This is a genomic window from Rhodanobacter sp. Root480 (genome assembly GCF_001426645.1).
GTDB lineage: Bacteria > Pseudomonadota > Gammaproteobacteria > Xanthomonadales > Rhodanobacteraceae > Rhodanobacter > Rhodanobacter ginsenosidimutans.
This window is the reverse complement of the sequence record NZ_LMEX01000003.1, coordinates 388,022-412,589: the sequence shown is the minus strand read 5'-3', so window position 1 is coordinate 412,589 and position 24,568 is coordinate 388,022. Positions and strand designations below refer to the sequence as shown.

General features: G+C 66.6%; 22 protein-coding genes. 12 read left to right on the top strand and 10 right to left on the bottom strand.

Translation table 11 applies throughout. The annotated features are described in order from the left end of the window. Positions 1-6: 6 nt before the first annotated feature. Complete coding sequence (locus ASD22_RS14550) at positions 7-591, bottom strand: adenylate kinase (protein WP_056085110.1); 585 nt, start codon at positions 589-591, stop codon at positions 7-9. A gap of 205 nt (positions 592-796) precedes the next feature. Here ASD22_RS14550 and ASD22_RS14545 point away from each other — a divergent pair, with 205 nt between their 5' ends. The 6 genes from ASD22_RS14545 (at position 797) to ppa (ending at position 8,802) form a co-directional block, all read left to right on the top strand. Continuing rightward, positions 797-2,074 (top strand): 6-phosphofructokinase, encoded by a 1,278-nt coding sequence (locus ASD22_RS14545; RefSeq protein ID WP_056085108.1) that lies wholly within the window; start codon positions 797-799, stop codon positions 2,072-2,074. A gap of 139 nt (positions 2,075-2,213) precedes the next feature. Continuing rightward, positions 2,214-2,642: an RcnB family protein gene (locus tag ASD22_RS14540; protein WP_056085106.1), complete on the top strand. Its 429-nt coding sequence runs from the start codon at positions 2,214-2,216 to the stop codon at positions 2,640-2,642. A 166-nt stretch (positions 2,643-2,808) separates the two neighbouring features. After that, a complete protein-coding gene (locus ASD22_RS14535; protein WP_056085105.1) occupies positions 2,809-4,860 on the top strand; it encodes a sodium-translocating pyrophosphatase in 2,052 nt (683 codons plus the stop codon). 283 nt (positions 4,861-5,143) lie between these two features. Next, on the top strand, positions 5,144-7,216 hold the full coding sequence (locus tag ASD22_RS14530) for a prolyl oligopeptidase family serine peptidase (RefSeq protein ID WP_235577658.1): 2,073 nt from the start codon (positions 5,144-5,146) through the stop codon (positions 7,214-7,216). A gap of 86 nt (positions 7,217-7,302) precedes the next feature. After that, positions 7,303-8,151: a 2OG-Fe(II) oxygenase gene (locus ASD22_RS14525; protein ID WP_056085101.1), complete on the top strand. Its 849-nt coding sequence runs from the start codon at positions 7,303-7,305 to the stop codon at positions 8,149-8,151. 105 nt (positions 8,152-8,256) lie between these two features. Next, positions 8,257-8,802, top strand: a complete 546-nt coding sequence (gene ppa, locus ASD22_RS14520) for an inorganic diphosphatase (protein ID WP_056085099.1) — start codon at positions 8,257-8,259, stop codon at positions 8,800-8,802. A gap of 423 nt (positions 8,803-9,225) precedes the next feature. On the opposite strand, the gene ASD22_RS14515 is transcribed toward ppa, so the two are convergent. Both ASD22_RS14515 and ASD22_RS14510 read right to left on the bottom strand, forming a co-directional pair. After that, a complete protein-coding gene (locus ASD22_RS14515) occupies positions 9,226-10,251 on the bottom strand; it encodes a DUF2333 family protein (protein ID WP_056085097.1) in 1,026 nt (341 codons plus the stop codon). 46 nt (positions 10,252-10,297) lie between these two features. After that, positions 10,298-11,206, bottom strand: a complete 909-nt coding sequence (locus tag ASD22_RS14510; protein WP_056085095.1) for a LysR family transcriptional regulator — start codon at positions 11,204-11,206, stop codon at positions 10,298-10,300. A 99-nt stretch (positions 11,207-11,305) separates the two neighbouring features. Here ASD22_RS14510 and ASD22_RS14505 point away from each other — a divergent pair, with 99 nt between their 5' ends. From ASD22_RS14505 to ASD22_RS14495, 3 genes are read left to right on the top strand one after another with little or no spacing between them, the layout of a single operon-like run. After that, on the top strand, positions 11,306-12,523 hold the full coding sequence (locus tag ASD22_RS14505) for an MFS transporter (protein WP_056085093.1): 1,218 nt from the start codon (positions 11,306-11,308) through the stop codon (positions 12,521-12,523). Between the two features lie 19 nt (positions 12,524-12,542). Beyond that, positions 12,543-13,574: an aldo/keto reductase gene (locus tag ASD22_RS14500; RefSeq protein WP_056085091.1), complete on the top strand. Its 1,032-nt coding sequence runs from the start codon at positions 12,543-12,545 to the stop codon at positions 13,572-13,574. A gap of 47 nt (positions 13,575-13,621) precedes the next feature. After that, the gene (locus ASD22_RS14495) at positions 13,622-14,638 is read left to right on the top strand and encodes a zinc-binding alcohol dehydrogenase family protein (RefSeq protein ID WP_056085201.1); all 1,017 of its coding nucleotides are present in this window, start codon (positions 13,622-13,624) and stop codon (positions 14,636-14,638) included. A gap of 36 nt (positions 14,639-14,674) precedes the next feature. Here ASD22_RS14495 and ASD22_RS14490 read toward each other — a convergent pair whose 3' ends face one another. Both ASD22_RS14490 and ASD22_RS14485 read right to left on the bottom strand, forming a co-directional pair. Next, complete coding sequence (locus ASD22_RS14490; RefSeq protein WP_056085090.1) at positions 14,675-15,271, bottom strand: ferritin-like domain-containing protein; 597 nt, start codon at positions 15,269-15,271, stop codon at positions 14,675-14,677. A gap of 154 nt (positions 15,272-15,425) precedes the next feature. Continuing rightward, positions 15,426-16,025 (bottom strand): TetR/AcrR family transcriptional regulator, encoded by a 600-nt coding sequence (locus tag ASD22_RS14485; RefSeq protein WP_200945407.1) that lies wholly within the window; start codon positions 16,023-16,025, stop codon positions 15,426-15,428. 282 nt (positions 16,026-16,307) lie between these two features. On the opposite strand from ASD22_RS14485, the gene ASD22_RS14480 reads away from it, so the two are divergent. Beyond that, entirely contained in the window at positions 16,308-16,967 is a 660-nt protein-coding gene (locus tag ASD22_RS14480; RefSeq protein WP_056085087.1) for a protein-L-isoaspartate O-methyltransferase, read from the top strand. Positions 16,968-17,001: 34 nt separating this feature from the next. After that, positions 17,002-18,354 carry a TolC family outer membrane protein gene (locus tag ASD22_RS14475; protein ID WP_056085085.1) on the top strand — a complete coding sequence of 451 codons (1,353 nt, stop codon included), beginning with the start codon at positions 17,002-17,004 and terminating at the stop codon, positions 18,352-18,354. Between the two features lie 65 nt (positions 18,355-18,419). On the opposite strand, the gene waaA is transcribed toward ASD22_RS14475, so the two are convergent. After that, the gene (gene waaA / locus ASD22_RS14470) at positions 18,420-19,685 is read right to left on the bottom strand and encodes a lipid IV(A) 3-deoxy-D-manno-octulosonic acid transferase (RefSeq protein WP_056085083.1); all 1,266 of its coding nucleotides are present in this window, start codon (positions 19,683-19,685) and stop codon (positions 18,420-18,422) included. Between the two features lie 239 nt (positions 19,686-19,924). Between waaA and lpxL the strand changes: the two genes are divergently transcribed. After that, complete coding sequence (lpxL, locus tag ASD22_RS14465) at positions 19,925-20,851, top strand: LpxL/LpxP family Kdo(2)-lipid IV(A) lauroyl/palmitoleoyl acyltransferase (RefSeq protein ID WP_056085082.1); 927 nt, start codon at positions 19,925-19,927, stop codon at positions 20,849-20,851. Here the strand turns inward: lpxL and ASD22_RS14460 are convergent. From ASD22_RS14460 to ASD22_RS14445, 4 genes are all read right to left on the bottom strand, one after another. Next, a complete protein-coding gene (locus ASD22_RS14460) occupies positions 20,845-21,609 on the bottom strand; it encodes a glycosyltransferase family 2 protein (RefSeq protein ID WP_056085080.1) in 765 nt (254 codons plus the stop codon). The two genes, lpxL and ASD22_RS14460, sit on opposite strands and share 7 nt — an antisense overlap. Continuing rightward, a complete protein-coding gene (locus ASD22_RS14455; protein WP_056085079.1) occupies positions 21,606-22,877 on the bottom strand; it encodes an O-antigen ligase family protein in 1,272 nt (423 codons plus the stop codon). The genes ASD22_RS14460 and ASD22_RS14455 overlap by 4 nt, the downstream gene beginning before the upstream one ends. Positions 22,878-23,044: 167 nt before the next feature. Next, positions 23,045-24,169 (bottom strand): glycosyltransferase, encoded by a 1,125-nt coding sequence (locus ASD22_RS14450; protein WP_056085077.1) that lies wholly within the window; start codon positions 24,167-24,169, stop codon positions 23,045-23,047. A 77-nt stretch (positions 24,170-24,246) separates the two neighbouring features. After that, positions 24,247-24,456 carry a zinc-finger domain-containing protein gene (locus ASD22_RS14445; protein ID WP_007081103.1) on the bottom strand — a complete coding sequence of 70 codons (210 nt, stop codon included), beginning with the start codon at positions 24,454-24,456 and terminating at the stop codon, positions 24,247-24,249. Between the last annotated feature and the right edge of the window lie 112 nt (positions 24,457-24,568).

The window sequence follows — 24,568 nt, the reverse complement described above, 5'->3', positions numbered from 1 at the left end:
AAAAACTCAGCCGTTGGCTACTGCCGGGTCGCGTTGCAGTGCCTGCTTGATGCGCGCGGTGACTTCGTCCAGCTCACCCACGCCATCGACCACCTGCAGCTTGCCGCGGCGGGCGTAGAAATCGGCGACCGGCGCGGTCTGCTCGGCAAAGATGCCCAGCCGCCGACGCACGGTGTCGGGGTTGTCGTCGGCGCGGCCTTCGGCGGCGAAACGGATTTCGCAGCGACGAATGATGGCTTCGTTGGGCACTTCCAGCTTGATCACCGCATCCAGCGGCTGGCCGATCTTGGCCAGCAGCTGATCCAGCGCATCGGCCTGGGCCAGATTGCGCGGGTAACCATCCAGGATGAAACCGGACTTCGCATCGGCCTGGGACAGGCGGTCTTCCAGCATGCCCAGCAGGATGTCGTCGGAAACCAGCTGGCCGGCGTCCATCACCGCCTTGGCCTTCAGCCCCATCGGCGTGCCGGCGGCCACGGCCGCGCGCAGCATGTCACCGGTCGAGATATGCGGCACGGCAAGATCCGTCTTCAACCGGGCGGCTTGTGTACCTTTGCCCGAGCCGGGCGCACCAAGTAGGACGAGTCGCATAATGCTCCACAAGTTCGACGGGCCGCTGCACACTGCCGCCGCCCGAACGTATCCCGAAAACCAACCGTCAAATTAACGTCTGCACCCGTTTCCGTCAAACCGTGCATGCTGCCGCGTTACGCCGCCGGGCGCTGGCGGCCCGCGCCGGTTGCCGCGTTGAAGTTGCCCGGCGACACTCCGCTTTTGCCGTTTTCCGAGGACAGCCATGAGCCCCGCCCGTCGTTCCTCCGCCACCACCGGAAACCTGTTGTATGCCCAGTCCGGCGGCGTCACCGCCGTCATCAACGCCACTGCCGCCGGCGTCATCGAGGCGGCGCGGGCCAAAGGCGTCAAGGTCTACGCCGCGCGCAACGGCATTCTGGGTGCGCTGCGCGAGGACCTGATCGACACCACAAAGGAAACCGCCAGTGCGATTGCCGCCCTGCGCCATACGCCGGGGGGCGCGTTCGGTTCGTGCCGCTACAAGCTGAAATCGCTGGAGGACAACCGCGCCGAATATGAGCGGCTGATCGAGGTGTTCCGCGCCCACGACATCCGCTGGTTTCTCTACAACGGCGGCAACGACTCGGCCGATACCGCGCTGAAGCTGTCGCAGATCGGCAAGACCTTGGGCTACGACATCCGCTGCATCGGCGTGCCCAAGACGGTGGACAACGATCTGGTGGTCACCGACTGCTGCCCCGGCTTCGGTTCGGTGGCGAAATACACCGCCATCTCCACCCTGGAAGCCAGCCTGGACGTGGCCTCGATGGCGGAAACCTCGACCAAGGTGTTCATCCTGGAAGTGATGGGCCGCCACGCCGGCTGGATCGCGGCGGCCGCCGGGCTGGCCGGCGAAGACGCAGATGCGGCGCCACACGTCATCCTGTTTCCCGAGAACGCGTTCGACGAGGCGGCATTCCTGGCGCGGGTGAAGGCCACGGTGGAGCGCGTGGGCTGGTGCACCGTGGTGGCGTCCGAGGGCGTGCGCAATGCGGCCGGGCAGTTCCTGGCCGAAGCGGGCACGCGCGACGCGTTCGGCCACGCGCAGTTGGGTGGCGTGGCACCGGTACTGGCAGCGCTGGTGAAGGAGAAGCTGGGCTACAAATATCACTGGGCGGTACCCGATTACCTGCAGCGCTCGGCGCGGCATGCGGCCTCGAAGGTGGACGCCGACCAGGCTTTCGCCGTGGGCCGCGCCGCAGTCGACTACGCATTGGCCGGCATGAACGCGGTGATGCCGGTGATCGTGCGCAGCGCCGACGCGCCGTACCGCTGGAAGATCGAACCGGCACCGCTGGCCAAGATCGCCAACCGCGAAAAGAAGATGCCGAAAAGCTTCATCACCCGCGACGGCTTCGGCATCACCGCCGCTGCGCGCCGTTATCTGTCGCCGTTGATCCGCGGCGAGGCGCCGTTGCCCTATGGCAAGAACGGCCTGCCCAACTACGTGCGGCTGAAAAACACGGCAGTGACCACCCGGCTACCGGCGTTCAAGCCCTGAGACCGGTGATCGACCGCTTGCTGAGTGCCGGCTGAAAAGCCAAACCTCCGCACGCGCAGGGTTCAGCTAAGCGTTTCTACGATTCACCCATCCGCTGCGACAGCCATCGTGCGTCGAGCGCTTACCGAGGGAGAACGCCATGAAACTTGTCAGTCGTTTGCTTATTGCCGTGGCCTTGCTGGCTACCGGCAACCTGGCGCTGGCCCAACACGGCCCTCGTGACCATGACCGGCGCGGTCAGCATCATGAGCGCAACGACCATCGCTACGACGGGCGACGCGGCGGCCACGACCGCCATGATGTCCGCCGCCACGACGACCGCCGCTACAACCGCACGCGCGTGGTCATCCACGAGGATCACCGCCGCTATGGCTACGACCGTCCGCACTACCGCCATCGCTGGCAGCGCGGCCATCGCTATGGTGGGCCGGTCTACGTAGTGCGCGACTACCGCCACTACCGCCTGCGCCCGCCGCCGCGCGGCTATCACTGGGTGAGGGCAGACAACAGCGACTACCTGCTGGTCGCCATCGCCACCGGCATCATTCTGGACGTGGCGCTGCACTGATTACACGCAGTTGCAATAACCGGGGCCGTGCATTCGTGCACGGCCTCGTTGTTTCCGGCCATCCGGAAAGACGCTGCGCCGCACAACGCTCCGCGCGCCAACCTCTGCCTATACTCGATGCGACCGCCCGTCCGGACGGCCACTGACAACTCAAGGGGAGGCTCCGATGCTGCAGCAGTATGGCTGGTGGATCGTTCTGGGGTGTGCCGTAGTGGCGGTGTTGTACGGCGCGTTGTCGGCACGCTGGATCCTGGCGAAATCGCCAGGCAATGAACGGATGCAGGAAATCGCGGCGGCGATCCAGGAAGGCGCCCGCGCCTACCTCAACCGCCAGTACACCACCATCGCGATGGTCGGCGTGGTGCTGCTTCTGCTGATCGGTTTTTTCCTCAGCTGGCCGACGGCGATCGGCTTTCTGCTGGGCGCCGCGCTGTCCGGCGCGGCCGGCTACATCGGCATGAACGTTTCGGTACAGGCCAATGTGCGCACCGCCGAGGCGGCACGCGGCGGCCTGGGCAAGGCGATGGACGTGGCGTTCCGCGGCGGCGCCATCACCGGCATGCTGGTGGTGGGGTTGGCGTTGCTGGGCGTGGCCGGTTACTGGCTGATCCTCAACCGCATGGGCATCACCGGCGAGCCGGCGCTGCATGCGCTGGTGGGCTTTGCCTTCGGCAGCTCGCTGATCTCCATCTTCGCGCGGCTGGGTGGCGGCATCTTCACCAAGGGTGCGGACGTGGGCGCGGACCTGGTCGGCAAGGTCGAGGCCGGCATTCCCGAGGATGACCCGCGCAACCCCGCGGTGATCGCCGACAACGTGGGCGACAACGTGGGCGACTGCGCCGGCATGGCCGCCGACCTGTTCGAAACCTACGCGGTCACTGTCATTGCCACCATGCTGCTGGGCAGCCTGATGGTGAGCGAAGTTGGCGCCAACGCGGTGCTGTATCCGCTGCTGCTGGGCGCGGTGTCGATCATCGCCTCGATCATCGGCACGCTGTTCGTGAAGGTGAAACCGGGCGGCTCGATCATGGGCGCGCTGTACAAGGGTGTGGCGGTGTCGGCGGTGCTGGCGGCGGTGGCGTTCTATCCCATCACCACGCGCCTGATGCCCGATTTCAGCCACGGCGCGATGAACCTGTGGGGTTGCACGCTGATCGGCCTGGCGCTGACCGGCGCGATCGTGTGGATCACCGAGTACTACACCGGCACGCAGTACAAGCCGGTGCAGCACATCGCGGCCGCCTCCACCACCGGCCACGGCACCAACATCATCGCGGGCCTGGGCGTGTCGATGAAATCCACCGCGTGGCCGGTGATCGCGGTATGCGCCGCGATCTGGGGCGCCTACGCGCTGGGCGGCCTGTACGGCATCGCCATCGCAGCAACCGCCATGCTGTCGATGGCCGGCATGATCGTGGCGCTGGACGCCTACGGCCCGATCACCGACAACGCCGGCGGCATCGCCGAGATGGCCGACCTGCCGCCGGAAGTGCGCGGCGTCACCGACCCGCTGGATGCCGTCGGCAACACCACCAAGGCGGTGACCAAGGGCTACGCGATCGGCTCGGCGGCACTGGCCGCGCTGGTGCTGTTCGCCGATTACACCCACAACCTCAGCCAGCACTTCAATGGCGCCATCGTGAGTTTCGACCTGTCGAACCATTACGTGATCATCGGCCTGCTGATCGGCGGCCTGATCCCGTACCTGTTCGGCGCGATGGCGATGGAAGCGGTCGGCCGCGCGGCCGGTGCGGTGGTGGTGGAAGTGCGCCGTCAGTTCCGTGATATCCCGGGCATCATGGCCGGCACCGCCAAGCCGGAATATTCGCGTGCGGTGGACATGCTGACCCGTTCGGCCATCCGCGAAATGATCCTGCCGTCGCTGCTGCCGGTGCTGGTGCCGGTGCTGGTGATCTTCGGCTTCAAATGGCTTGGCGGCCCCGAAGCCGGCGCGCAAGCGCTGGGCGGCGTGCTGATCGGCACCATCGTCACCGGCCTGTTCGTGGCCATCTCGATGACCACCGGCGGCGGTGCCTGGGACAACGCCAAGAAGTACATCGAGGACGGCAACCACGGCGGCAAGGGCTCGGAAGCGCACAAGGCCGCCGTCACCGGCGACACCGTGGGCGACCCGTACAAGGACACCGCAGGCCCCGCAGTGAACCCCTTGATCAAAATCATCAACATCGTGGCGTTGCTTCTGATTCCCTTGCTGTAATCGAAGCGACACCCGCACGGCACCATCTCCCCTCTCCCGCAAGCGGGAGAGAGGCGTTGGGGAGAGGGAACTCAAGCGCAGACCAAGCTCACAAACAACGAACCCCGCCCCGTGCGGGGTTCGCCTTTTCAGCTCCGCGCCCAGCACGCCGCACTGACTTTAGTCACGCGTGCCCACCGTTACGCAATGGCACACTGGCGACAGATCACTTATCGCAGGACCTCCCATGACAATGAATCGATCGGTCTGGCTGATGCTGGCGCTGGGCGTCACACTGACGGGCATGAACGACGCCCATGCCCGCGACAAGACCACCGCCCAACCCGCCACTACGGCAGCCACCGACGATCCCTTCCTGTGGCTGGAAGACATCCACGGCGCCCGCCCGCTGGCCTGGGTGGAAAAGGAGAATGCGAAGACGGCGGCGCGGTTCGCCGCTGGCGCAGGTTTCGAGAAAACCCGCGACGGCATCCTCGAAGTGCTCGACTCCGACGCGCGCATCCCCGACGTCAACCGCCGCGGCGATTACCTCTACAACTTCTGGCGCGACAAGGCGCATCCGCGCGGCGTATGGCGCCGCACCACGCTGGCCGAATACCGCAAGGCGAACCCCGACTGGGAAGTGCTGCTGGACGTGGACGCGCTGAACAAGGCCGAAGACAAGCGCTGGGTGTTCAAGGGCACGCAATGCCTGAAGCCGGATTTCAACCGCTGCCTGATCTCGCTGTCGCCCGATGGCGGTGACGCGGTGGCCGTGCGCGAATTCGACATCCCCAGCAAATCGTTCGTGAAAGGCGGCTTCGACCTGCCGGTGGCGAAGACCGAAGCCGGCTGGATCGACGACGACACGCTTTACGTCGGCACGGATTTCGGCCCCGGCACGATGACCGAGTCGAGCTATCCGCGCATCGTCAAGGAGTGGAAACGCGGCACGCCGCTGTCATCGGCCACCATCGTGTACGAGGGCAAATCCAAGGACCTGGCCGTCGGCGCCTACCACGACCGCACGCCGGGCTTCGAGCGCGATTTCGTCTCCGTGGCGAAGGACTTCTTCCACAGCGAGCTGTACCAGCGCATCGACGGCAAGCTGGTACGCGTGGACGTACCCACCGACGCCAGCGCCGATGCGCATCGCGAATGGCTGCTGGTGCAGACGCGCTCGCCATGGACGGTGGGCGGCACCACCTACCCGTCCGGTGCGCTGCTGGCGGCGAATTTCGATGCGTTCATGGCTGGCAAGCCGCACTTCACGGTGCTGTTCAAGCCCGATGCGCACACCTCGCTGGCCTCGTACGACTGGACCCAGCACCACCTGATCCTGGACATCCTGGACGACGTGAAGAGCCGGCTCGAGGTGCTGACGCCGCAGGCGGGCGACTGGAAGCGTGAAAGCCTGCCCGGCGCGCCGGGCATGAGCACGATCAGCGTGGTCAGTACCGACCCCGACCACAGCGACGAATACTGGCTCGACGTCACCGGTTTCCTGGCGCCCACCGCGCTGCAACGCGGTGTGCTGGGCAGCGAGCCGGCCACCACGATCAAGGCGGACCCGGCGTTCTTCGACGCCTCGGCCTTTACCGTGAGCCAGCATTTCGTGAGCTCGAAGGACGGCACCCGCGTGCCGTATTTCGAGATCGCCCCGAAAAACATCAAGCTCGACGGCAGCAACCGCACGCTGCTGTACGGCTACGGCGGTTTCGAAGTCTCGCTGCAGCCGCACTACAGCGGCAGCATCGGCCGTGCCTGGCTGGAGCGCGGCGGCGTCTACGTGATCGCCAACATCCGCGGCGGCGGCGAATACGGCCCGCAGTGGCACCAGGCCGCCCTGAAAGCCAACCGCCCGCGTGCCTACGAGGATTTCGCGGCGGTGGCCGAAGACCTGATCAAGCGCGGCGTCACCTCGCCCGACCATCTCGGCGCCGAGGGCGGCAGCAACGGCGGCCTGTTGATGGGCAACATGCTCACCATGTACCCGCAACTGTTCGGCGCCATCGCCTGCGAGGTGCCGCTGCTGGACATGAAGCGCTACATCCACCTTTCCGCCGGCGCCTCGTGGATGGCCGAGTACGGCAACCCCGACAGCGCCGACTGGAACTTCATCAAGACCTTCTCGCCGTACCAGAACGTGAAAAGGGGCGTGGATTACCCGCCGGTGCTGTTCTACACGGCCACCAGCGACGATCGCGTGGGCCCGGTGCAGGCGCGCAAGATGGCCGCGCGCATGCAGGCGCAAGGTCATCCGAACGTGTGGTTCTACGAGAACCTCGAAGGCGGCCACGGCGCCGGTGCCGACAACCGGCAATCCGCACACATGCACGCGATGGCGTACGACTTCCTGTGGGATCAGTTGAAGTAGCGGAAAGCCAGCGCCGGGGTATCGCAACCTGCCGGCGGTTCGGCAGGTAAGCTTTGCGCTTCCTCGATCAGCCTGACTGCCCCCACATGTACCCACGCGTCACCATCAGTCCTGAACTGCGCGAATGGATTCTCGCGACCACACGGGCCGGCCATGGCGTCGATGACGTCCTGCGCCTGATGAAGGAAAACGGCTACGACCCACGGCAGAGCCGCAGCATCGTGGCCGAGGTGATGAAACTGCCGCTGGCCGCCCTGCACGCCAACACCGGCAAACCGGGCGGTTTGCGCACGAGGCACCCGGAGGCACCGGAAGTCGTCATCGACGGGCGCACCATCGGCATTCCGGTGAGCGTCGACGCGCCGGCCTTGCGCGTGCTCGACGGCCTGCTGTCGGAACGGGAATGCGCCGACCTGATCGAACTGGCACGGCCGCGCCTGCAGCGCGCGCTGACCGTGGACAGCGAGGGCAAACAGCAGGTCGATCACCGCCGCACCAGCGAGGGCATGTTCTTTCGCGCGGGCGAGACGCCGCTGGTCGCCACCATCGAGCAGCGCCTGGCGCAGCTGCTTGGCGTACCGGCCAGCCACGGCGAGGGCCTGCAGATCCTGCATTACGGTCCCGGGCAGGAGTACGAGCCGCATTACGACTGGTTCGACCCGGCCCTGCCCGGGTACGACAAACTCACCGCCCGAGCGGGGCAGCGCATCGCCAGCGTGGTGATGTACCTCAACACGCCCGAACGCGGCGGCGGCACGGCGTTCCCCGAGATCGGGCTCACCGTGACGGCGCGGCGCGGGTCGGCGGTCTATTTCGCCTACGAGGGCGGCGATCAGAGCTCACTGCACGCCGGTTTGCCGGTGCTCCAGGGCGAGAAATGGATCGCCACCCACTGGCTCCGCGAACGGCCCTTCGGGCAGGGTTCCAGGCACTGATCCGTCGCCCGCCACGACCCGCGCGGCAGCCCCGGCCGCTGCGATGCAGCAAGGTTTGGCGTATCCTAGGCGGCTGACTTTCCCCTCTCTTGCCTAGGACACCCCATGGGTTTGCATCTCGTCCCCGCCGGTCGCAACGTGCCGGAAGAAATCAACGTCATCATTGAAATCCCCAAGGACGCGGAGCCGGTCAAGTACGAGGTGGACAAGGAAAGCGGCGCGATCTTCGTCGACCGCATCCTGTCCACGCCGATGCGCTACCCGTGCAACTACGGTTATGTGCCCGGTACCCTGGGCGGCGACGGCGACCCGCTGGACGCGCTGGTGATCCTGCCCCTGCCGCTGACCGTGGGCTCGGTGATCCGCTGCCACCCGGTCGGCATGCTGAAGATGACCGACGAGGCCGGCGAAGACGAGAAACTGGTGGTGATCCCCTCGCCCAAGGTGTTCCCCGGCTACGCACACATCAACGACATGAAAGGCGTCTCGCCGCACTGGCTGGAGCGCATCGGCCACTTCTTCGAGCACTACAAGGACCTGGAGAAGGGCAAGTGGGTCAAGGTCGCCGGCTGGGTCGGCGCCGAAGAAGCCAAAACCGAAATCACCGCCGGCATCGCCCGCTACCAGGCGGAAAAGAAGGCGAAAGCCTGAGGCGAACCGGCAAACCGGACGCTGCCGTAACGGCACGCCTCAAAGCCGGTAAATGCCGTAATCTCCTCTCCCCCGCGGGGAGAGGGTTGGGAGAGGGCACACGCCGCGGGGAAGCTCCAAGAAGCTTCTTCCCGGCGCCCAAACCCACACCCGCCCACCTCAAAGCCGGCACATGCCGTAATCCCCTCTCCCCTGCGGGGAGAGGGTTGGGAGAGGGGGACACGCTGCGGGGAAGCTCCAACGCAGCTTTTCACGGCGCACGGAAGCTGCCTCATCAGCTCTCCCGCAAGCACCCGCCCCCTCTCCCCTACCCTCTCCCCGCAGGGGAGAGGGTATTACGGTGCTCCCTGGCGCTGAGGTTCGGCAGTTACGGCCTCATCCTGCCTCATCCGACCGCCTCGGCTCCTCGCTCTTCGCCCCCGCTCAACCCCGCTTGAGCAACTCCCGCAAATCGATGATCGCCGCATTCGCGCGCGATACGTAGTTCGCCATCACCAGCGAATGGTTGGCGAAGAAGCCGAACGGCGAGCCGTTCAACACCATCGGGCTGTGCAGTGGGCGCTGGGCTTCCTCCAGCTCGCGGATCACCTGCTGCAGGCTCACGTCGGCGTGCTTGCTGCGCAGGATGGGACCGAAATCGTGCTGCATGGCCTTGAGCTGTTCCAGCAGCGCCCAGGTGTAGCCGCGCGCCTCGTAGAAGTTGTCGTCGATCTTTGTCCAGGGCGTTTTCACCAGCTGGCTACGGGCGGGCGCGGCCAGGGCACTGGTGCTGGCAGAGGCCGGCTGGTCGGTGCCGGCATCGCCGATGCGCATCTGGCCCACGCTGGCCGACAACCGTTGCGACAACGAGCCCAGTCGCGACGACACCAGTTGCAGGTAATCGGCCAGGTTGTCGGCGCGGGCGTAGAAATGCGCCGACGCCCCCTCGTCGTCGCCCAGGCGCGACAGATAGCCGTCCAGATGGCCAATCGCCTTGCTGTACTGGCTCTCCGAGCTGGGCAGCAGCCAGCGATCGTTCGGGCTGTTGAGCAGCGGGTCGGCTTCGGCCAGGTCCTTGTCTTCGGTGGACTGCGCCTGCGAGCGGCTGAAGTCGTTGCGCAGTGCGCGCACCAGGTCACGCGAGGCGGTGAGCGAGCCGAACTCCCAGTTCGGCACGTTGTCCATCCACGCGCCCGGCGGCAGCTTGTCGTTGCTGAGGTAGCCGCCGCGCTTGTCCAGCAGCGTGCGCACCGATTCGATCAGGGTGGCGGTGGTGGTGGCGCCCACGCTGGCGGGCCGCTTCAGGTCCTGCAACTGGGCCTGCGCGACGGTGGGCGGATCGAACAGCGGCGGCTCGGCATCCCACCACCACATCAGCGCCAGCACCAGCAGCAACACCAGCGCGATGGCGGCGGCGATACCGCGCAACAGGCCGCGGCGCGGCGGATTCGTTGTGTCCGGAGTGGGCATCGGGATTCCTGTGGCTGGCGGGGATGCAGCAAGCTTACAACGCCGCTCAACACTCCCACGGCGGATGGTCGCCGAACCGTCCGGCCAGGAAATCGATGAAGGCGCGTACCCGCGGCGGCACCAATCGGCGCTGCGGCATCACCGCGTAGATGCCCGTGGTGTGGATCGGGTAGTCCGGCAGCAACAATTGCAACTGGCCACTGCGCAATGGCTCGTGCACATGCCACAGCGAATGCATCGCGATGCCAAGCCCGGCTACCACCGCATCGCGCAACAGCGCGCCCTGGTTGCTCTCGAAACGGCCCTGCACCCGTTGCGCGATGTCGCGCCCCTCGCGGTCCGTGAAGTGCCACACATCCTGCCTGCCCTGGCTGCCGACCAGCAGCAGGCAGTCGTGCATGGCCAGATCCGCCGGCGTGCGTGGCAACCCGCGCTTTTGCAGATACGCCGGCGACGCGCACAGCACGCGCCGGTTGCTGGCCAGCCGGCGCGCCACCAGCGCCGAGTCGCCCATGTCGCCGACGCGGATGCCCAGGTCGAAGCCGGAGCCGACCAGATCCACGACCTGGTCATCGAGATTCACGCTCAGCTTCACCCGCGGATGCAGGCCGAGAAACTCCGGCAGCAGCGGCGAAACGTATTGGCTGCCGAACGCAGCGGACATGGTGACCCGCAGCGTGCCGCTGACCTCGGTGGCGCTCTGGCGCAGTCCGCCGGTGAGCGACTCCAGATCCTCCACCAGCGCGCGACCCTGCTCGGCCAGCTGCATGCCCTCGGGCGTGGCATGCAGTTGGCGCGTGGTCCGGTGCAAAAGGCGCACGCCCAGCTCGCGCTCCAGCCGCTTCAGGCGCTGGCTGGCCACCGCCACCGAAAGATCCAGGCTGCGCGCGGCGGCGCTGATCGAACCCAGGTCGAGCACTCGCAGAAACAGGCTGAGGTCGCCGATGCGATCCATGACTATCAATGTTTCGTTGAAAATGATTAGCCATCTTGATGGTTACGTAATAAAACGCAACTGCCTAAGCTGCCGCATCGTTTCTTCAGGACTGCCGCCATGCGCTCCCTTTCCACTCGGCCACGCACGCCGCTGGCGCTGTACGCGTTGACCGCCGGCGCGTTCGGCATCGGCACCACCGAGTTCGTGATCATGGGCCTGTTGTTGCAGGTATCCGCCGACCTGCATGTGAGCATCGCCACGGCCGGCCTGCTGATCTCCGGTTATGCGCTGGGCGTGTTCGTGGGCGCGCCGCTGCTCACGGCGGCAACCAGCCGGTTGCCGCACAAGACCGCGCTGATCGCCTTGATGATCATCTTCACCATCGGCAACCTGGCCAGCGCACTGGCGCCCAGCTACGCGGTACTGATGATCGCGCGGGTGATTACCTCGCTGGCCCACGGCACCTTCTTCGGCGTGGGCGCGGTGGTGGCGACCGGGCTGGTGGCGGAGGATCGCAAGGCGTCGGCGATCTCGATCATGTTCACCGGCTTGACCGTGGCCACCCTGCTCGGCGTGCCGGCCGGGGCGTGGCTGGGGCTGCACTTCGGCTGGCGCAGCACGTTCTGGGCGGTCAGCGCGATCGGCGTGCTGGCCACGGTCATCATCGCCACCCTGGTGCCCGCCGACCGCGGCGAGCAGGCGCCGATGAACTTCGTCGAGGAACTGAAGGGCATCGCGCATCCGCAAGTCCTGCTCGGCCTGCTGATCACCGTGCTGGGCTTCGCCGGGGTGTTTGCGATGTTCACCTACATCCAGCCCATCCTCACCCGCGTCACCGGCTTCGCCGACAGTGCGGTGTCGCCGATCCTGCTGGTGTTCGGCGGCGGCATGGTGGTGGGCAACCTGCTCGGCGGCCGGCTGGCGGACAAGCATCTGGTGATGACGCTGCTGGGCTCGCTGGTCGCGCTGGCGACCGTGCTGGGCGCGATGACGTTCGCGCTGCACAACAAGCCGGCGATGATCGCGTTCAGTGCGTTGTTCGGCATCGTGGGGTTTGCCACCGTGGCGCCGCTGCAGTTGCGCGTGCTGCAGAAAGCCACCGGCGGCCAGGTGCTGGCATCGAGCTTCAACATCGCCGCGTTCAATCTCGGCAACGCGATCGGCGCCTGGCTGGGTGGCGTGGTGATCAGCCACGGTCCCGGCCTGGGCGCCGTGACTTGGGCCGCCGCGTTGCTGCCGTTGCTCGGCCTGGCCGTGGCGCTGTACAGCGTGCGGCTGGATGCAAGGCCATCGCGACGGATGGCCACCACGGCGTGCGTGGAAGCCGCGCCCTGACTTTCGGGAGGACATCACCATGGAATACCGCTATCTGGGCAACTCTGGCTTCAAGGTGCCCGCACTCGGTTTCGGCACCGGCACATTCGGCGGCACGGGCCCGCTGTTCGGCGCCTGGGGTCGAACCGACGTGGCCGAGGCGACCCGGCTGGTCGACATCTGTCTCGACGCCGGCGTCAACCTGTTCGACAGCGCGGACGTCTATTCCGACGGCGCTTCGGAATCGATCCTGGGCGCGGCGCTGAAAGGCCGGCGCGATCGCGCCATCATCTCGACCAAAATCAGCCTGCGCGCCGGCGACGGCGCCAATGATGTCGGCGCCTCGCGCCATCACCTGATCGGCAGCGTCGAGCGCGCACTGAAGCGGCTGGACACCGACTACATCGACCTGCTGCAACTGCACCATTTCGACGCGATGACGCCGGTAGAGCAAGTGATGTCGACGCTGGACGACCTGGTGCGCGCGGGCAAGGTGCGCTACCTGGGCGCTTCGAATTTCTCCGGCTGGCAGCTCATGAAATCGCAGGCAATCGCCGACCGCCATGGCTATGCGCGCTTCGTGGCGAACCAGGCCTACTACTCGCTGATCGGTCGCGACTACGAGTGGGAACTGATGCCCTTGGGGCTCGACCAGGGCGTCGGCGCCGTGGTGTGGAGTCCGCTGGGTTGGGGACGCCTCACCGGCAGTATCCGCCGCGGCCAGCCCTGGCCCGAAGGCAGCCGCCTGCACGACACCGCGGGCTTTGCGCCGCCGGTGGACGAGGAACGGTTGTACCGCGTCGTCGACGCGCTCGACACCGTGGCCGCGGAGACCGGCCGCAGCGTGCCGCAGATCGCATTGAACTGGCTGCTGCAGCGGCCCACGGTGTCCAGTGTGCTGATCGGCGCCCGCAACGAAACCCAGCTGCGGCAGAACCTCGAAGCGGCCAGCTGGCAGCTTGCGCCCGGGCAGATCGCCGCGCTCGACGCGGCCAGCGCCGTCACGCCACCTTACCCTTATTACCCCTATTGGAATGGCCCGTTCGCCGAACGCAATCCGCCGCCGGTATGAGCCGCACGGCGCATGCCGAATCCCCACCCGAATCACTGGAGCCCCACATGAAAGCCGTTGCCCTCACCCGCTACCTGCCCATCGACGACCCCGCCTCCCTGGTCGACGTGGAGTTGCCCATGCCCGAACCGGGCGCACACGACCTGCTGGTGCGGGTGGAGGCGGTGTCGGTGAATCCGGTCGACACCAAGGTGCGCTCACCCAAGCCGCAGGTGGAGGCGCAACCGAAGGTATTGGGCTACGACGCGGCCGGCGTGGTCGAGTCGGTGGGCGCCAGCGTGGAAGGGTTCCGCCCCGGCGACCGCGTCTACTACGCCGGCGACATCACCCGCGCCGGCAGCAATGCGCAATACCAGGCGGTGGACGCACGGCTGGTCGGGTACGTCCCGAAATCGATCGAACTGGCGGACGCGGCAGCGTTGCCGCTGACCACACTCACCGCGTGGGAACTGCTGTTCCAGCGCATGCCGTTCGACAGCGAGCACGGCGGCGAGGGCAAGACCCTGCTGATCATCGGAGGGGCCGGTGGCGTGGGTTCGATCGCGATCCAGCTGGCGCGGCGCGCGGGCTTCTCCGTGATCGCCACCGCGTCGCGCGACGAAACGGTGGCGTGGTGCCAGACGATGGGCGCGCAGCATGTGATCAACCACCGCGAACCGCTGGCGCCGCAGTTGAAGGCGCTGGGGATGAGCCAGGTCGACGCGGTGTTGAATCTTGCCGATACGGATCGCTACTGGGAAACCGTGGGCGAACTCATCGCCCCGCAGGGTCATGTCGGCCTGATCGTGGAGCCTGCGGGCGCGCTGCGGATCGGCGATCCGTACAAGGCCAAGGCGGTCGGCATCCACTGGGAGATGATGTTCACCCGCCCACGTTTCAAAACCGCCGACCAGGCCGAGCAGGGGCGCATCCTCGACCGCGTGGCCGCCCTGATCGATGCCGGGGAATTGCGCGGCACCCGCGCCGAAACGCTCACGCCCATCCATGCAACCAACCTGCGCGAGGCACACCGCCGCCTCGAATCGGGCACCACGGTCGGGAAGCTGGTGCTGGCCGGCTGGTGAACGAATGAGGGGTGGCAAGCGCCACCCCTCGAAAGTTCAGCCGCGTTTGCCGGCGGCTTTCGCGGGCGACGGCTTGGCCGGCTCGCCCTTCTTGCCGAAATCCTCCATTAGCGTCTTCATGTCTTCGGCGTGCTCCTCTTCCACGGCGAGGATGCCTTCGAGCATGCGCTTGGTGGTGGTGTCCCGGTCGCCCACGTAGTTGATGATTTCGCGGTAGCTGTCGATCGCGATGCGCTCGGCGACGAGGTTCTCCTCGATCATGCCGGCAAGGTCGTCCGGCACCACGAACTCGGCATGGCTGCGGGTGGACAGGCCATCGGGTTCGAAGTTTGGCGTGCCGTCGAGCTGGGTGATGCGCTCGGCAATCTGGTCGGCATGGCCCTGCTCCTCGTTGGCATGTTCGAGGAACTCGGCCGCCACGCTTTTGGCATTGATGCCCGACGCCAGGTAAAAGTGCGCCTTGTAGCGCAGCACGCAGACGAGTTCGGTCGCCAGCGCCTCGTTCAGCAGCTTCAGCACGACATCGCGATCAAGCGTGTAGCTGTCGGTGACCGCGCCCCGCTGCATGTGCTCGCGCGCACGCCTGCGGATGGTCTGGATATCGGAAAGGAAGGGTTGGTTCTTGGTGGCCATGCAGGTTTCCTCGTTACGCCGAAACGCGTATCCGGGAAGCTTACGCCCCGCCTGCGTGGTGATCGTGTAAACGCGGCCGGGCGCATGCCGCGATGCGCCCAACCAGTGGCCCGGCGCGCCCGGTTCAAAACAGGGCGCGCGAGGGGCAGCGCACTCAGCGCGGAACGTACGCCCGCAGGAAGGTGTTGACGCCGGTACGCGCCATCGCCTCGATTTCGGCGGCAGCGGTCTCCGGGCATTCGTCGCAACCGAACAGCCGGCGCAGCAGCATGTCGCCCTTGATCAGCGAGAAGAACTGCACGCTGGCCGTCTTCACCACGGGAATGTCCAGCGCGCCGTGGTCGACCGCCTGCTGCAGCAGGTTTTCCATCAGGCGGTGCATGCGCGCCGGGCCCTCTTCCCACAGCAGCTTGCCGTAGCGCGGATTGCCCTGGCGGCAGTCACTGAGGATCGCCCGGAAGGTACCCACATGCTCAGCCTGGCAGTCGATGTGCATGTGCGCCTGGGCGATGGCGTGCAGGGTTTGCTCGATGCCCACATTGGGGTCGAACTGGTAGATGTCCTCGGGCAGCAGGTCCTCGATGCGGGAACGGATCACCTCGCGAAAGAGGTTGTCCTTGTCGCCGAAATGGCTGTACACGGTCAGCTTGGAAACCTTCGCCTCGGCGGCGATGGCATCCATACTGGTACCGGCAAACGCATTGCGTATGAACAATGCCTTCGCCGCAGCGAGGATCGCCGCCCGTTTTTCCATGTCTTTGGGGCGGCCCGGTCCCTGTGGCTTTATTTGCGCGCCGCTAATCATGCCCGCACCTTCACAAATGAGAGTCTGCCCTTTATTATACGCGGCGGTACAATTATTTTCCAGACGCCATTCTCCCGCGTATGTCATAGGCGCTCAATGACGTGCGTCAACCATTCGCGATGACTTCCGGCACTACGTGGCGGCGGGCGGGGCCGTCACGCTGTGATTGTCGGAATGTGGCCAGACGCTTATTCTTCTTCACCTTTTCCGACTCACGGGACACCAGTTGAAATGGCAATGAACTTCGAGCAGGCACGACTGAACATGGTCGAGAACCAGGTTCGCCCGTGGGAGGTGCTGGACGGCCGCGTGCTGGACGTCATCGGCCGCGTGCGGCGCGAGGATTTCGTGGCTGCCGAACACCGCCGGCTGGCGTTTGCCGACCTGTGCCTGCCGCTGGGCCATGGCGAAGTGATGATGAAACCCGTGGTCGAAGGCCGCGTACTGCAGGCGCTGGAATTGCTGCCCACCGACCGTGTGCTGGAAATCGGCACCGGCTCGGGGTTTCTCGCCGCCTGCCTGGCCGGGCTTTCGGCGCATGTCACCAGCGTGGACATCCATGCCGATTTCACCGCCGCCGCCACCCGGCGGCTGCAGGCGGCAAGCGTGACCAACGTCAACCTGGCCACGGGCGAGGCCGTTGTCGACTGGCAGCCCGATGAGCAGTTCGACGCGCTGGTCGTCACTGGTGCGGTCGCCACCATCCCGCCGCGCTGGCTGGGCTGGCTCAAGCCCGGTGGCCGCGCGGTGATCGTGCGCGGCAAGTCGCCAGTGCAACAAGTTGTGTTGCTGACGCTCGAAGGCGAAGGTCGTTTCCGCGAGGAAACCCTGTTCGAGACCGACCTGCCCTACCTGCAGCACGCCGAGCCACTTCAACCTTTCGTTCTCTGAATTTCCGCCCCCGACTTCCCCTACGAGGCAACCCATGCGTTTGAAGCTGCTCACACTGGCCCTGGCGATGGCCGCCGTTTCACTGCCCAGTCATGGCGAAGACCTGCTGGATGCTTATCGTGAAGCCCGCGCCAACGACCCCGTGCTGATGCAGGCGGACGCCACGCGACTGTCCATTGGCGAAAACGTCGACCAGGCGCGCGCACTGTTGTTGCCGCAGATCTCCGCAGGGCTGTCGCTGCAGCAGACCAACGGCGGCAACCATGAGCTGGTGCGCGATCCCACCGATCCCACCCAGACCATCAACACCAGCGAGTTCGGTCACACCCGCACGCGCAGCGTGAACGCCCAGCTCAGCCAGACGGTGCTGGACTTCAGCGAATACGCCAACCTCAAGGCCGCGCACTCCGCCGCCCAGGCGCAGGACGAGTTGTACCAGTCCGCGCTGCAGCAGCTGTACGTGCGCGTCACCCAGGCCTATTTCGGCGTGCTCACCGGCGAGGATCAGCTGGCCTACGCCAAGGCCAACGAAGACGCCTACCGCCAGCAGTACGAGCAATCCAACCAGCGCTTCAAGGTCGGCCTTTCGGCGATCACCGACGTTTACCAGGCCAAGTCGTATTACGAGGCGGCCAAGGCCAACACGATCGCCACGGAAAACGCGCTCAACGATGCCCGCGAAGCGCTGACCGAGATCACCGGCAAGCCCACCGGCGAGCTGAAGAAGCTGCGTGAAGACCTGCCGATGCAGCCGCCCACCCCGAACGACCCGGATACCTGGGTCAAGCAGGCACTGGAAACCAACCCCGACCTGCTGGCCCAGCGCAGCAACGTGGAAACCACCGAGCACAACATCAGCGCGGCGCGTGCCGGCCACCTGCCCACCATCACCGCCAACGTCAGCTACGGCAAGAACACCAGCTGGTACCAGAACATCGGCAGTGGTCGCCAGGACAACCGCGGCGCCACCACCATCGGGCTGACCCTGAACGTGCCGATCTTCTCCGGCGGCGCCACCCAGTCACGGGTGCGGCAGTCCATCTACCAGCGCGACTCGGCCCAGGACGCGCTCGAGTCGCAGCGCCGCCAGGTGGTGCGCACCACGCTCAACAACTACCGCTCGGTGATCGCCGGCATCTCGCAGGTCGAGTCGACCCGGGCGGCGGTGGATTCGGGCAAGAAGGCGCTGGAAGCGACCCGCGCGGGTTTTGACGTGGGCACGCAGACGATGACCAACGTGCTGATCCAGATCCAGAACCTCACCCAGGCCGAAAGCGAGTACTCGCAGGCGCGCCACCAGTTCGTGCTGAACAAGCTGATGCTGAAGCAGTCCTCGGGTACGGCGGACATCAAGGACATGGAAGCGATCAACACGTTGCTGCAGTAAGCCGCGGCAAGCGCACGAAAAAGGCCGGGCATGCCCGGCCTTTTTCGTGTATCAACCACCGCTGCTCATTCCTGCAGCAAGGCATCCACCATCTGCATGACGCGCCGCACGGCACCACGCTCGCGATCGAATACCTTGTGCGCGACGCGCCCCATCCGGGCGCGCTTCTCGTCGTCGAGCAAGAGCCGCAGCACGTCGCCGCCAAGCTGGTCGCTGCTGCCCACGCATTCGGCGCCACCCTCGCGAATCAGGGTGAGCGTGATCTCGGCAAAATTGAACGTGTGCGGCCCGACCAGCACCGGCCGGGCCAGCGCGGCCGGCTCCAGCACGTTGTGGCCGCCGATGGGCACCAGGCTGCCACCCACGAAAGCCAGGTCGGCCGCCGCGTAGAACGGCATCAGCAAGCCCATCGCGTCGATCAGGAACACCTGGTGCGACGCCGCCGGCAGCCCATCGGCACTGTGCGTGGCCATCGGAAAACCCAGCGTGTGCACGGCGTGCTCCACCAGCTTGAACCGTTCCGGATGGCGTGGCGCAATCAGCAGCAGCGCGTCGGGAAACTGCTTGAGCACCTGCAGATGCGCTTCCAGTACCGCCAGCTCCTCGCCCTCGTGCGTGCTTGCAGCCATCCAGACCGGGCGTTCGCCGCCCCATTGCCGGCGCATGCTGGCGCCGGCAGCGGCGGCATCGGGCGGTATGCGCATGTCGAACTTCATGTTGCCGCTGACCACGATTTGCTGCGGCTCGGCGCCCAGCAGGCGATAACGCGCCGCATCGGCCACCGACTGCGCCGCGATCACCTGCACGCAGCGCAACGCCGAGCGCACGGTGCCGCGCAGGAATCGGTAGCCGCGTAGCGAGCGATCGGACAGGCGCGCGTTGACGATCATCATCGGCACCCCGCGCTTGTGGCAGGCGTGATACAGGTTCGGCCAGATCTCGGTTTCCACGATCAACGCCAACTGCGGGCGGATCCGCTGCAGGAACCGGTTCACCGCGAACGGCAGGTCGTAAGGCAGATAGACGTGAAACACCGCGTCGCCAAACAACTGGTGCACGCGCGCCATGCCCGTCGGGGTGACGGTGCTGATGACCAGGGGCGCGTTGGGATAGTCCTTGCGCAGCGCCTTGATCAGGGGCTCGGCCGCATTGACCTCGCCCACCGATACGGCGTGCACCCACAGGCTGCCGTTGAAGCCCGGCGCATCGAAAAAGCCGAACCGCTCCGACCAGCGTCGATGGTAGGGCGGCGAGCGCACCCCGCGCAGCAACAGGCGCAGCACGATCAACGGCATCGCCAGGTACATCGCGAAGGTGTAGAGATAACGCACGCGTAGCTCCGTGGTAGCGCCGCAGTATACGAGAGCGGGGAAGGAGCGACCCGATCGCGACGAAGTCGAAGCTTCATCGCGCCCGCCCTTCGACTCCGCCGCTGCGCGGCTACGCTCGGGGCGATCGGTGGAAGTGTGCGATGCCTCCCCCCCGAATCCCGGCTCTCAACAGCCGAACGGCTGGTCATCCCGAATCCCGAATCCCCTTTCCCCATTCCCGGCCAATTACACTAGCGCCAATGCCTGGTGCTTCCCGACCTCCCTTTACCCGCTCCCTGTTGTCGCCGCGTCACTGGCCGGCATGGCTGGGCGTGGGTGTGATCCGGCTGATCGCGCGGCTGCCGTATCCCGCGTTGCTGTGGCTGGGCCGGCGCCTGGGTGCGCTGGTGCAGTGGCTGCCTTCGCCGCGGCGGCACATCGTGCAGGTCAATATCGGGTTGTGCTTCCCCGAGCTGAGTGCCACCGAGCAGGCGGCGTTGATCGACGCCAACCTGCGCGACGTGGGCCTGATGCTGGTGGAGTTTGCGCTGGGCTGGATGGGCAGCGACCGCCAGATCGCGCGAATCCCGCTTGAGGTTGAAGGACTGGAGCATCTCGCGGCGGCACGCGCCCAGGGCAAGGGCGTGCTGCTGGTGGGCGGCCACTTCTCGCATCTGGAACTGTGCGCGCGGCTGGTATCGCAGCGTATCCGCATTGCCGGCATGTACCGGCGCATGGATTCGGACGTGTTCGAGTGGAACGTGCTGCGCGCGCGGCTGGATTATGCCGACGCGATGTTCGAGAAGGAGGACCTCCGCGGCACGGTGAAATACCTGCGCAACGGCGGCACGCTGTGGTATGCGCCCGACCAGGACATGCGCAGCAAGGACAGCGTGTTCGTGCCGTTCTTCGGCGTGCCGGCGGCCACCATCACCGCCACCCATCACCTGGCGCGGATGTCCGGCGCACTGGTGATTCCCTTTTTCCACCGCCGCCTGCCGGGCAGCGAGGGTTATGTATTGCGGCTGGGTGCGCCGCTGCAGGATTTCCCCGGCACCGACGTGCACCACGACACCGCCCGCATCAACGGCTGCATCGAACAGATGGTGCGCGAGGCGCCGACGCAATACCTGTGGGCGCACAAGCGCTTCAAGACCCGCCCGCCGGGCCAGCCGCCGCTCTACTGATCGCGCCGCTGGCGTCGCGACTCGTACAACTTCGCGTATTTCAGGAACGCGTAGAACGCGTGGATGCGCGCGGCAATGAAGCCGGCCCAGCCCGAGCGCCAGTGTCCGCGCAAAAGGTAGAAGCGCAGAAAGGCCACCGTGGGGTACGCCACCATGCGCAGGCGCAACCAGCGCACCCGCCGCCGGGCGAGGTCGCCCAGTTGCAGGCTTGAATAGCGATCCGCCTTGGCCACGCGCCCCGCAATATCGCGCTCGCCATGGTGATCGATGGTGACATCGAGCACGCCGACGGAGCCGTCGACGCACACTTCCTCGTGCACCGCGTGGCCGCTCATGCGCGCGTGCTGCCGATCGAACAGCCGCACGTAGTGGTTGAGCCGCGCCCGGCCCGACTGCCAGCGCCAGAACTGCCACTCCCGCCGCCACAATTGGTACGCCACGTGCGTCGGCGCGTGCAGCGCCTGCTGCAGGGGCACGGCGGCGGTTTCGGCCAGCGACTCGTCCGAATCGAGCAGCAACACCCAGCGGTGGCTGGCCAGATCGATCGCCGCCTGCTTCTGCGCGCTGTAGCCGGCAAACGGCTGCACGTGGACACGCGCGCCGTAATGCGCGGCGATCGCCGCCGTGGCGTCGGTGGAGCCGGAATCCAGCACCACGATCTCGTCCGCCCAGCGCACGCCGCGCAGGCAGGCATCCAGCGTGGCGGCGCTGTTGAAGCTGGTCACCACCACCGACAGCGGTTCGCGCGCGGCCGTCATCGGCGGCTCGCCCCGTCGACATCCGCCACCACGTACAGCGCCGCACACCAAAGCCCCAGCAACCAGGCAAACAGCAGGCCCCACCAGGCCGAATAGAAGGCCAGACTGGTGTTCAGCGGAAACAGCATCACACCCAGCGCCAGCGTGACGGGGAAAGCGCGCGAGCGCGCCGCCGCACCCACGCTGCGCCACGCACGCCACGCCAGCGCCACCGCCGCCAACCACAGCAGCAAACCCAGCGCGCCGGTTTCGGTGAGGATCTCCAGCACGACCTGATGCGCATGGCAGGCACCCAGGCCGGCGCCGCAGGGTTCGGCTACAAGGAAGTGGTCATCGGGCGGCGCGTAATGCGGGTAGGCGTAGCGAAACGCGCGCACGCCCACGCCATTGAGCGGATGGTCGGCGATCATGCGCGCGCTGGTCTCCCAGATATCCAGCCGGCCGCTGAGCGCGGCATCGAGCGAGCTGTCGGTGCCGTGCAGAGCCAGCAAGGTGCGATCCATCCGCGCCTGGAATCGCGGTGAGGTTTTCCACGCCACGCCACCGGCCAGCGCCAACAATGCCGCGCCCAGTACGCAGAACAGCGCAAACCGCCGCAGCGAGCGCGCCTCATGCCAGGCGAAGCCCAGCGCCACCAGCGCATAGCTCAACCACGCGGCGCGCGAGCCAGCCAGCAGCACCGGGCCGAGCACCAGCGCGAAGGCGATCAGCAGCCCGCGCAACCCCCAGCGCCGCCGCGCCGCCCACAGCGCGAACGGCGACAGCACCGCCAGGGTTGGGCCCAGCTTGAGGTTGTCCGCGCCGAAGATGCCTGACACCCGCTCGGCCTCGGCATGGCCGCCCAGGCTCCAGCCGGTAAGTGCCTGCACCCAGGCATCCAGCACCCACAACGCCAGCACCAGCGCCACGGCGACAAACAGCGCCTGCAGCTTGCTGTCCCGCCGTATCGCGAAACAGGCGTACAAGACCAGCGGCACATAGCGCAGTTGGCCCGCCACCGTGCCCCAGCTTTTTCCCGGCGCATACGAATCGAAAGCCGACAACAGCGCCGCGCTGATGAACGCCCCCAGCAGCCACAGCGACATCCGGGCACCCGCGTGCTCGCGCAACGCATCACGCTGGCGCGCGAACAGCAGCACCACACCGAGCAGGCACAGGAAGGTCCCCAGTTCCGCGCTGCGGCCAAACGGCAGCAGCGCGATCACCAGCCAGAACGGCAGCAGGGGCGAGCGCAGCGCGGCACCCAGCGTGGTTCCAAGGGAGGTCATGCGCCAGCCTGTGCGGGAGGAAAAGCGCATTGTAGGCGAGCGCGTCGCGACGGTGGCGTGCGGCCGTTCTTCACTTGCGGGAGCGGCTTCAGCCGCGACGCTGTTGGCTTCGAGGTGCTCGACGAAAAGCGTCGCGGCTGAAGCCGCTCCTACGGGAGGCAACGGCGTTAGCCGGCCACCTCGCGATACAGCGCCAGCGTGTTCTGCTGCATGTCCGCCAGGCGGTAGCTGTGCAGCAAGGGAATCGGTGGGGCCACCCGCAGCAGTTCGGCGGCGCGTTCGGCCAGGCGTTCGCGGTCGCCCGGCGGCACGCGGCCGGCGGGGTACAGCTCGGCCAGCAGTTCGCCTACGCCGCCGTGCGCATAGCCGAGCACCGGCCGGCACAGCGACAAGGCCTCGACCACGGTGCGGCCGAACGATTCAGGCTGGTTCGACAACTGCAGGATCAGGGTGGACACCGCGTAGATGTCGCGCACATCGTCACGCTGCGGGGTCAGCACCACCTGGGCGCCGACGCCGCGCGCGCGGATCAGCTCGTTCAACTCCGCCACATAGGCTTCGCGGCCCGGCTCGATCACGCCCAGCAGCAGCAAGCGGGTATCGATGCCGCGGCCCTTCAGGTCGGCGACCAGTTCGATCGCGTCGTGATGGCCCTTCAGGCGCGTGCCGCGAGCGGGCAGCGTCAGCAGCGGTGCGCCCATCAACGACGGGTATTCGGAGAAGAACGAGGTCTTCCAGCCATCGTCGGCACGATGGCCGTAGGGGAACGCCTCCGGGTCGATACCGCGCGGGATCACCCGCACCCGGCCCGGTTCCAGCCAGCGGTAGTGGCTGAGCACGTAATCGCGCAGCGTCTGCGATACCGCCACCACGCGTTCGCCGCGCAGCAGGATGGCGCTGTAGCGCGAGGGCGAGTTGAGCCCATGCACGGTGGTGATGAAATGCGGTCGCGGCGACAGCCCCTTCATCGCCCACCAGCCCAGCCACGCGGGCAGGCGCGAGCGCGCGTGCACGATGTCGGGGCGAAGCTGGCGCAGCACGCGCCGCAATTTGCCCAGCCGCAACAGGGTGAGCAGCGATTTGCGGCCGATATCCAGGGTGATGTGCTCGCCGCCCTCGGCCTGCAACTGCGCCACCAGCCGGCCACCGGCGGAAATCACCACCGAGCGGTGCCCGGCCTGTACCAAGGCACGACTGATCTCCAACGCCGACCGCTCCGCACCACCCGCGTGCATGGCGGGAATCAGCTGGACAACGGTCAGCAGCTTGTCGGGCGCGATGGTGCTGGACATGGGCTCACGTTTCGGGGCATTGATCGCAGGGGACAAGCAGAAACCATGCCGCCGGTCGCATCACGCCGCGCCCGTGGTCAGTCGCGCAACACGTAATGGGCCGCGCAGTAGGCGCAGGTTGACTCGCCGCCGTCATCGACAATCGGCAGGTACACCTTGGGATGCGAATTCCACAACGCCATGCCGGGCATCGGGCAGGACAACGGCAGGTCCGCGCGCGTCACTTCGTAACGATTTTCGGCATTTGCCGGTATCAGCGGGACGGCCGCGGAAAGGGGGCGCGACATGGACGAAACTCCAGACAGACCATCAAGCCGCAAATGGTAGCAGGCACGGCTGGCCGCTGGCTGACCGGTACGCTGCGTTTTTGGCAGGCCAAACGACAAGGGCGGCCGAAGC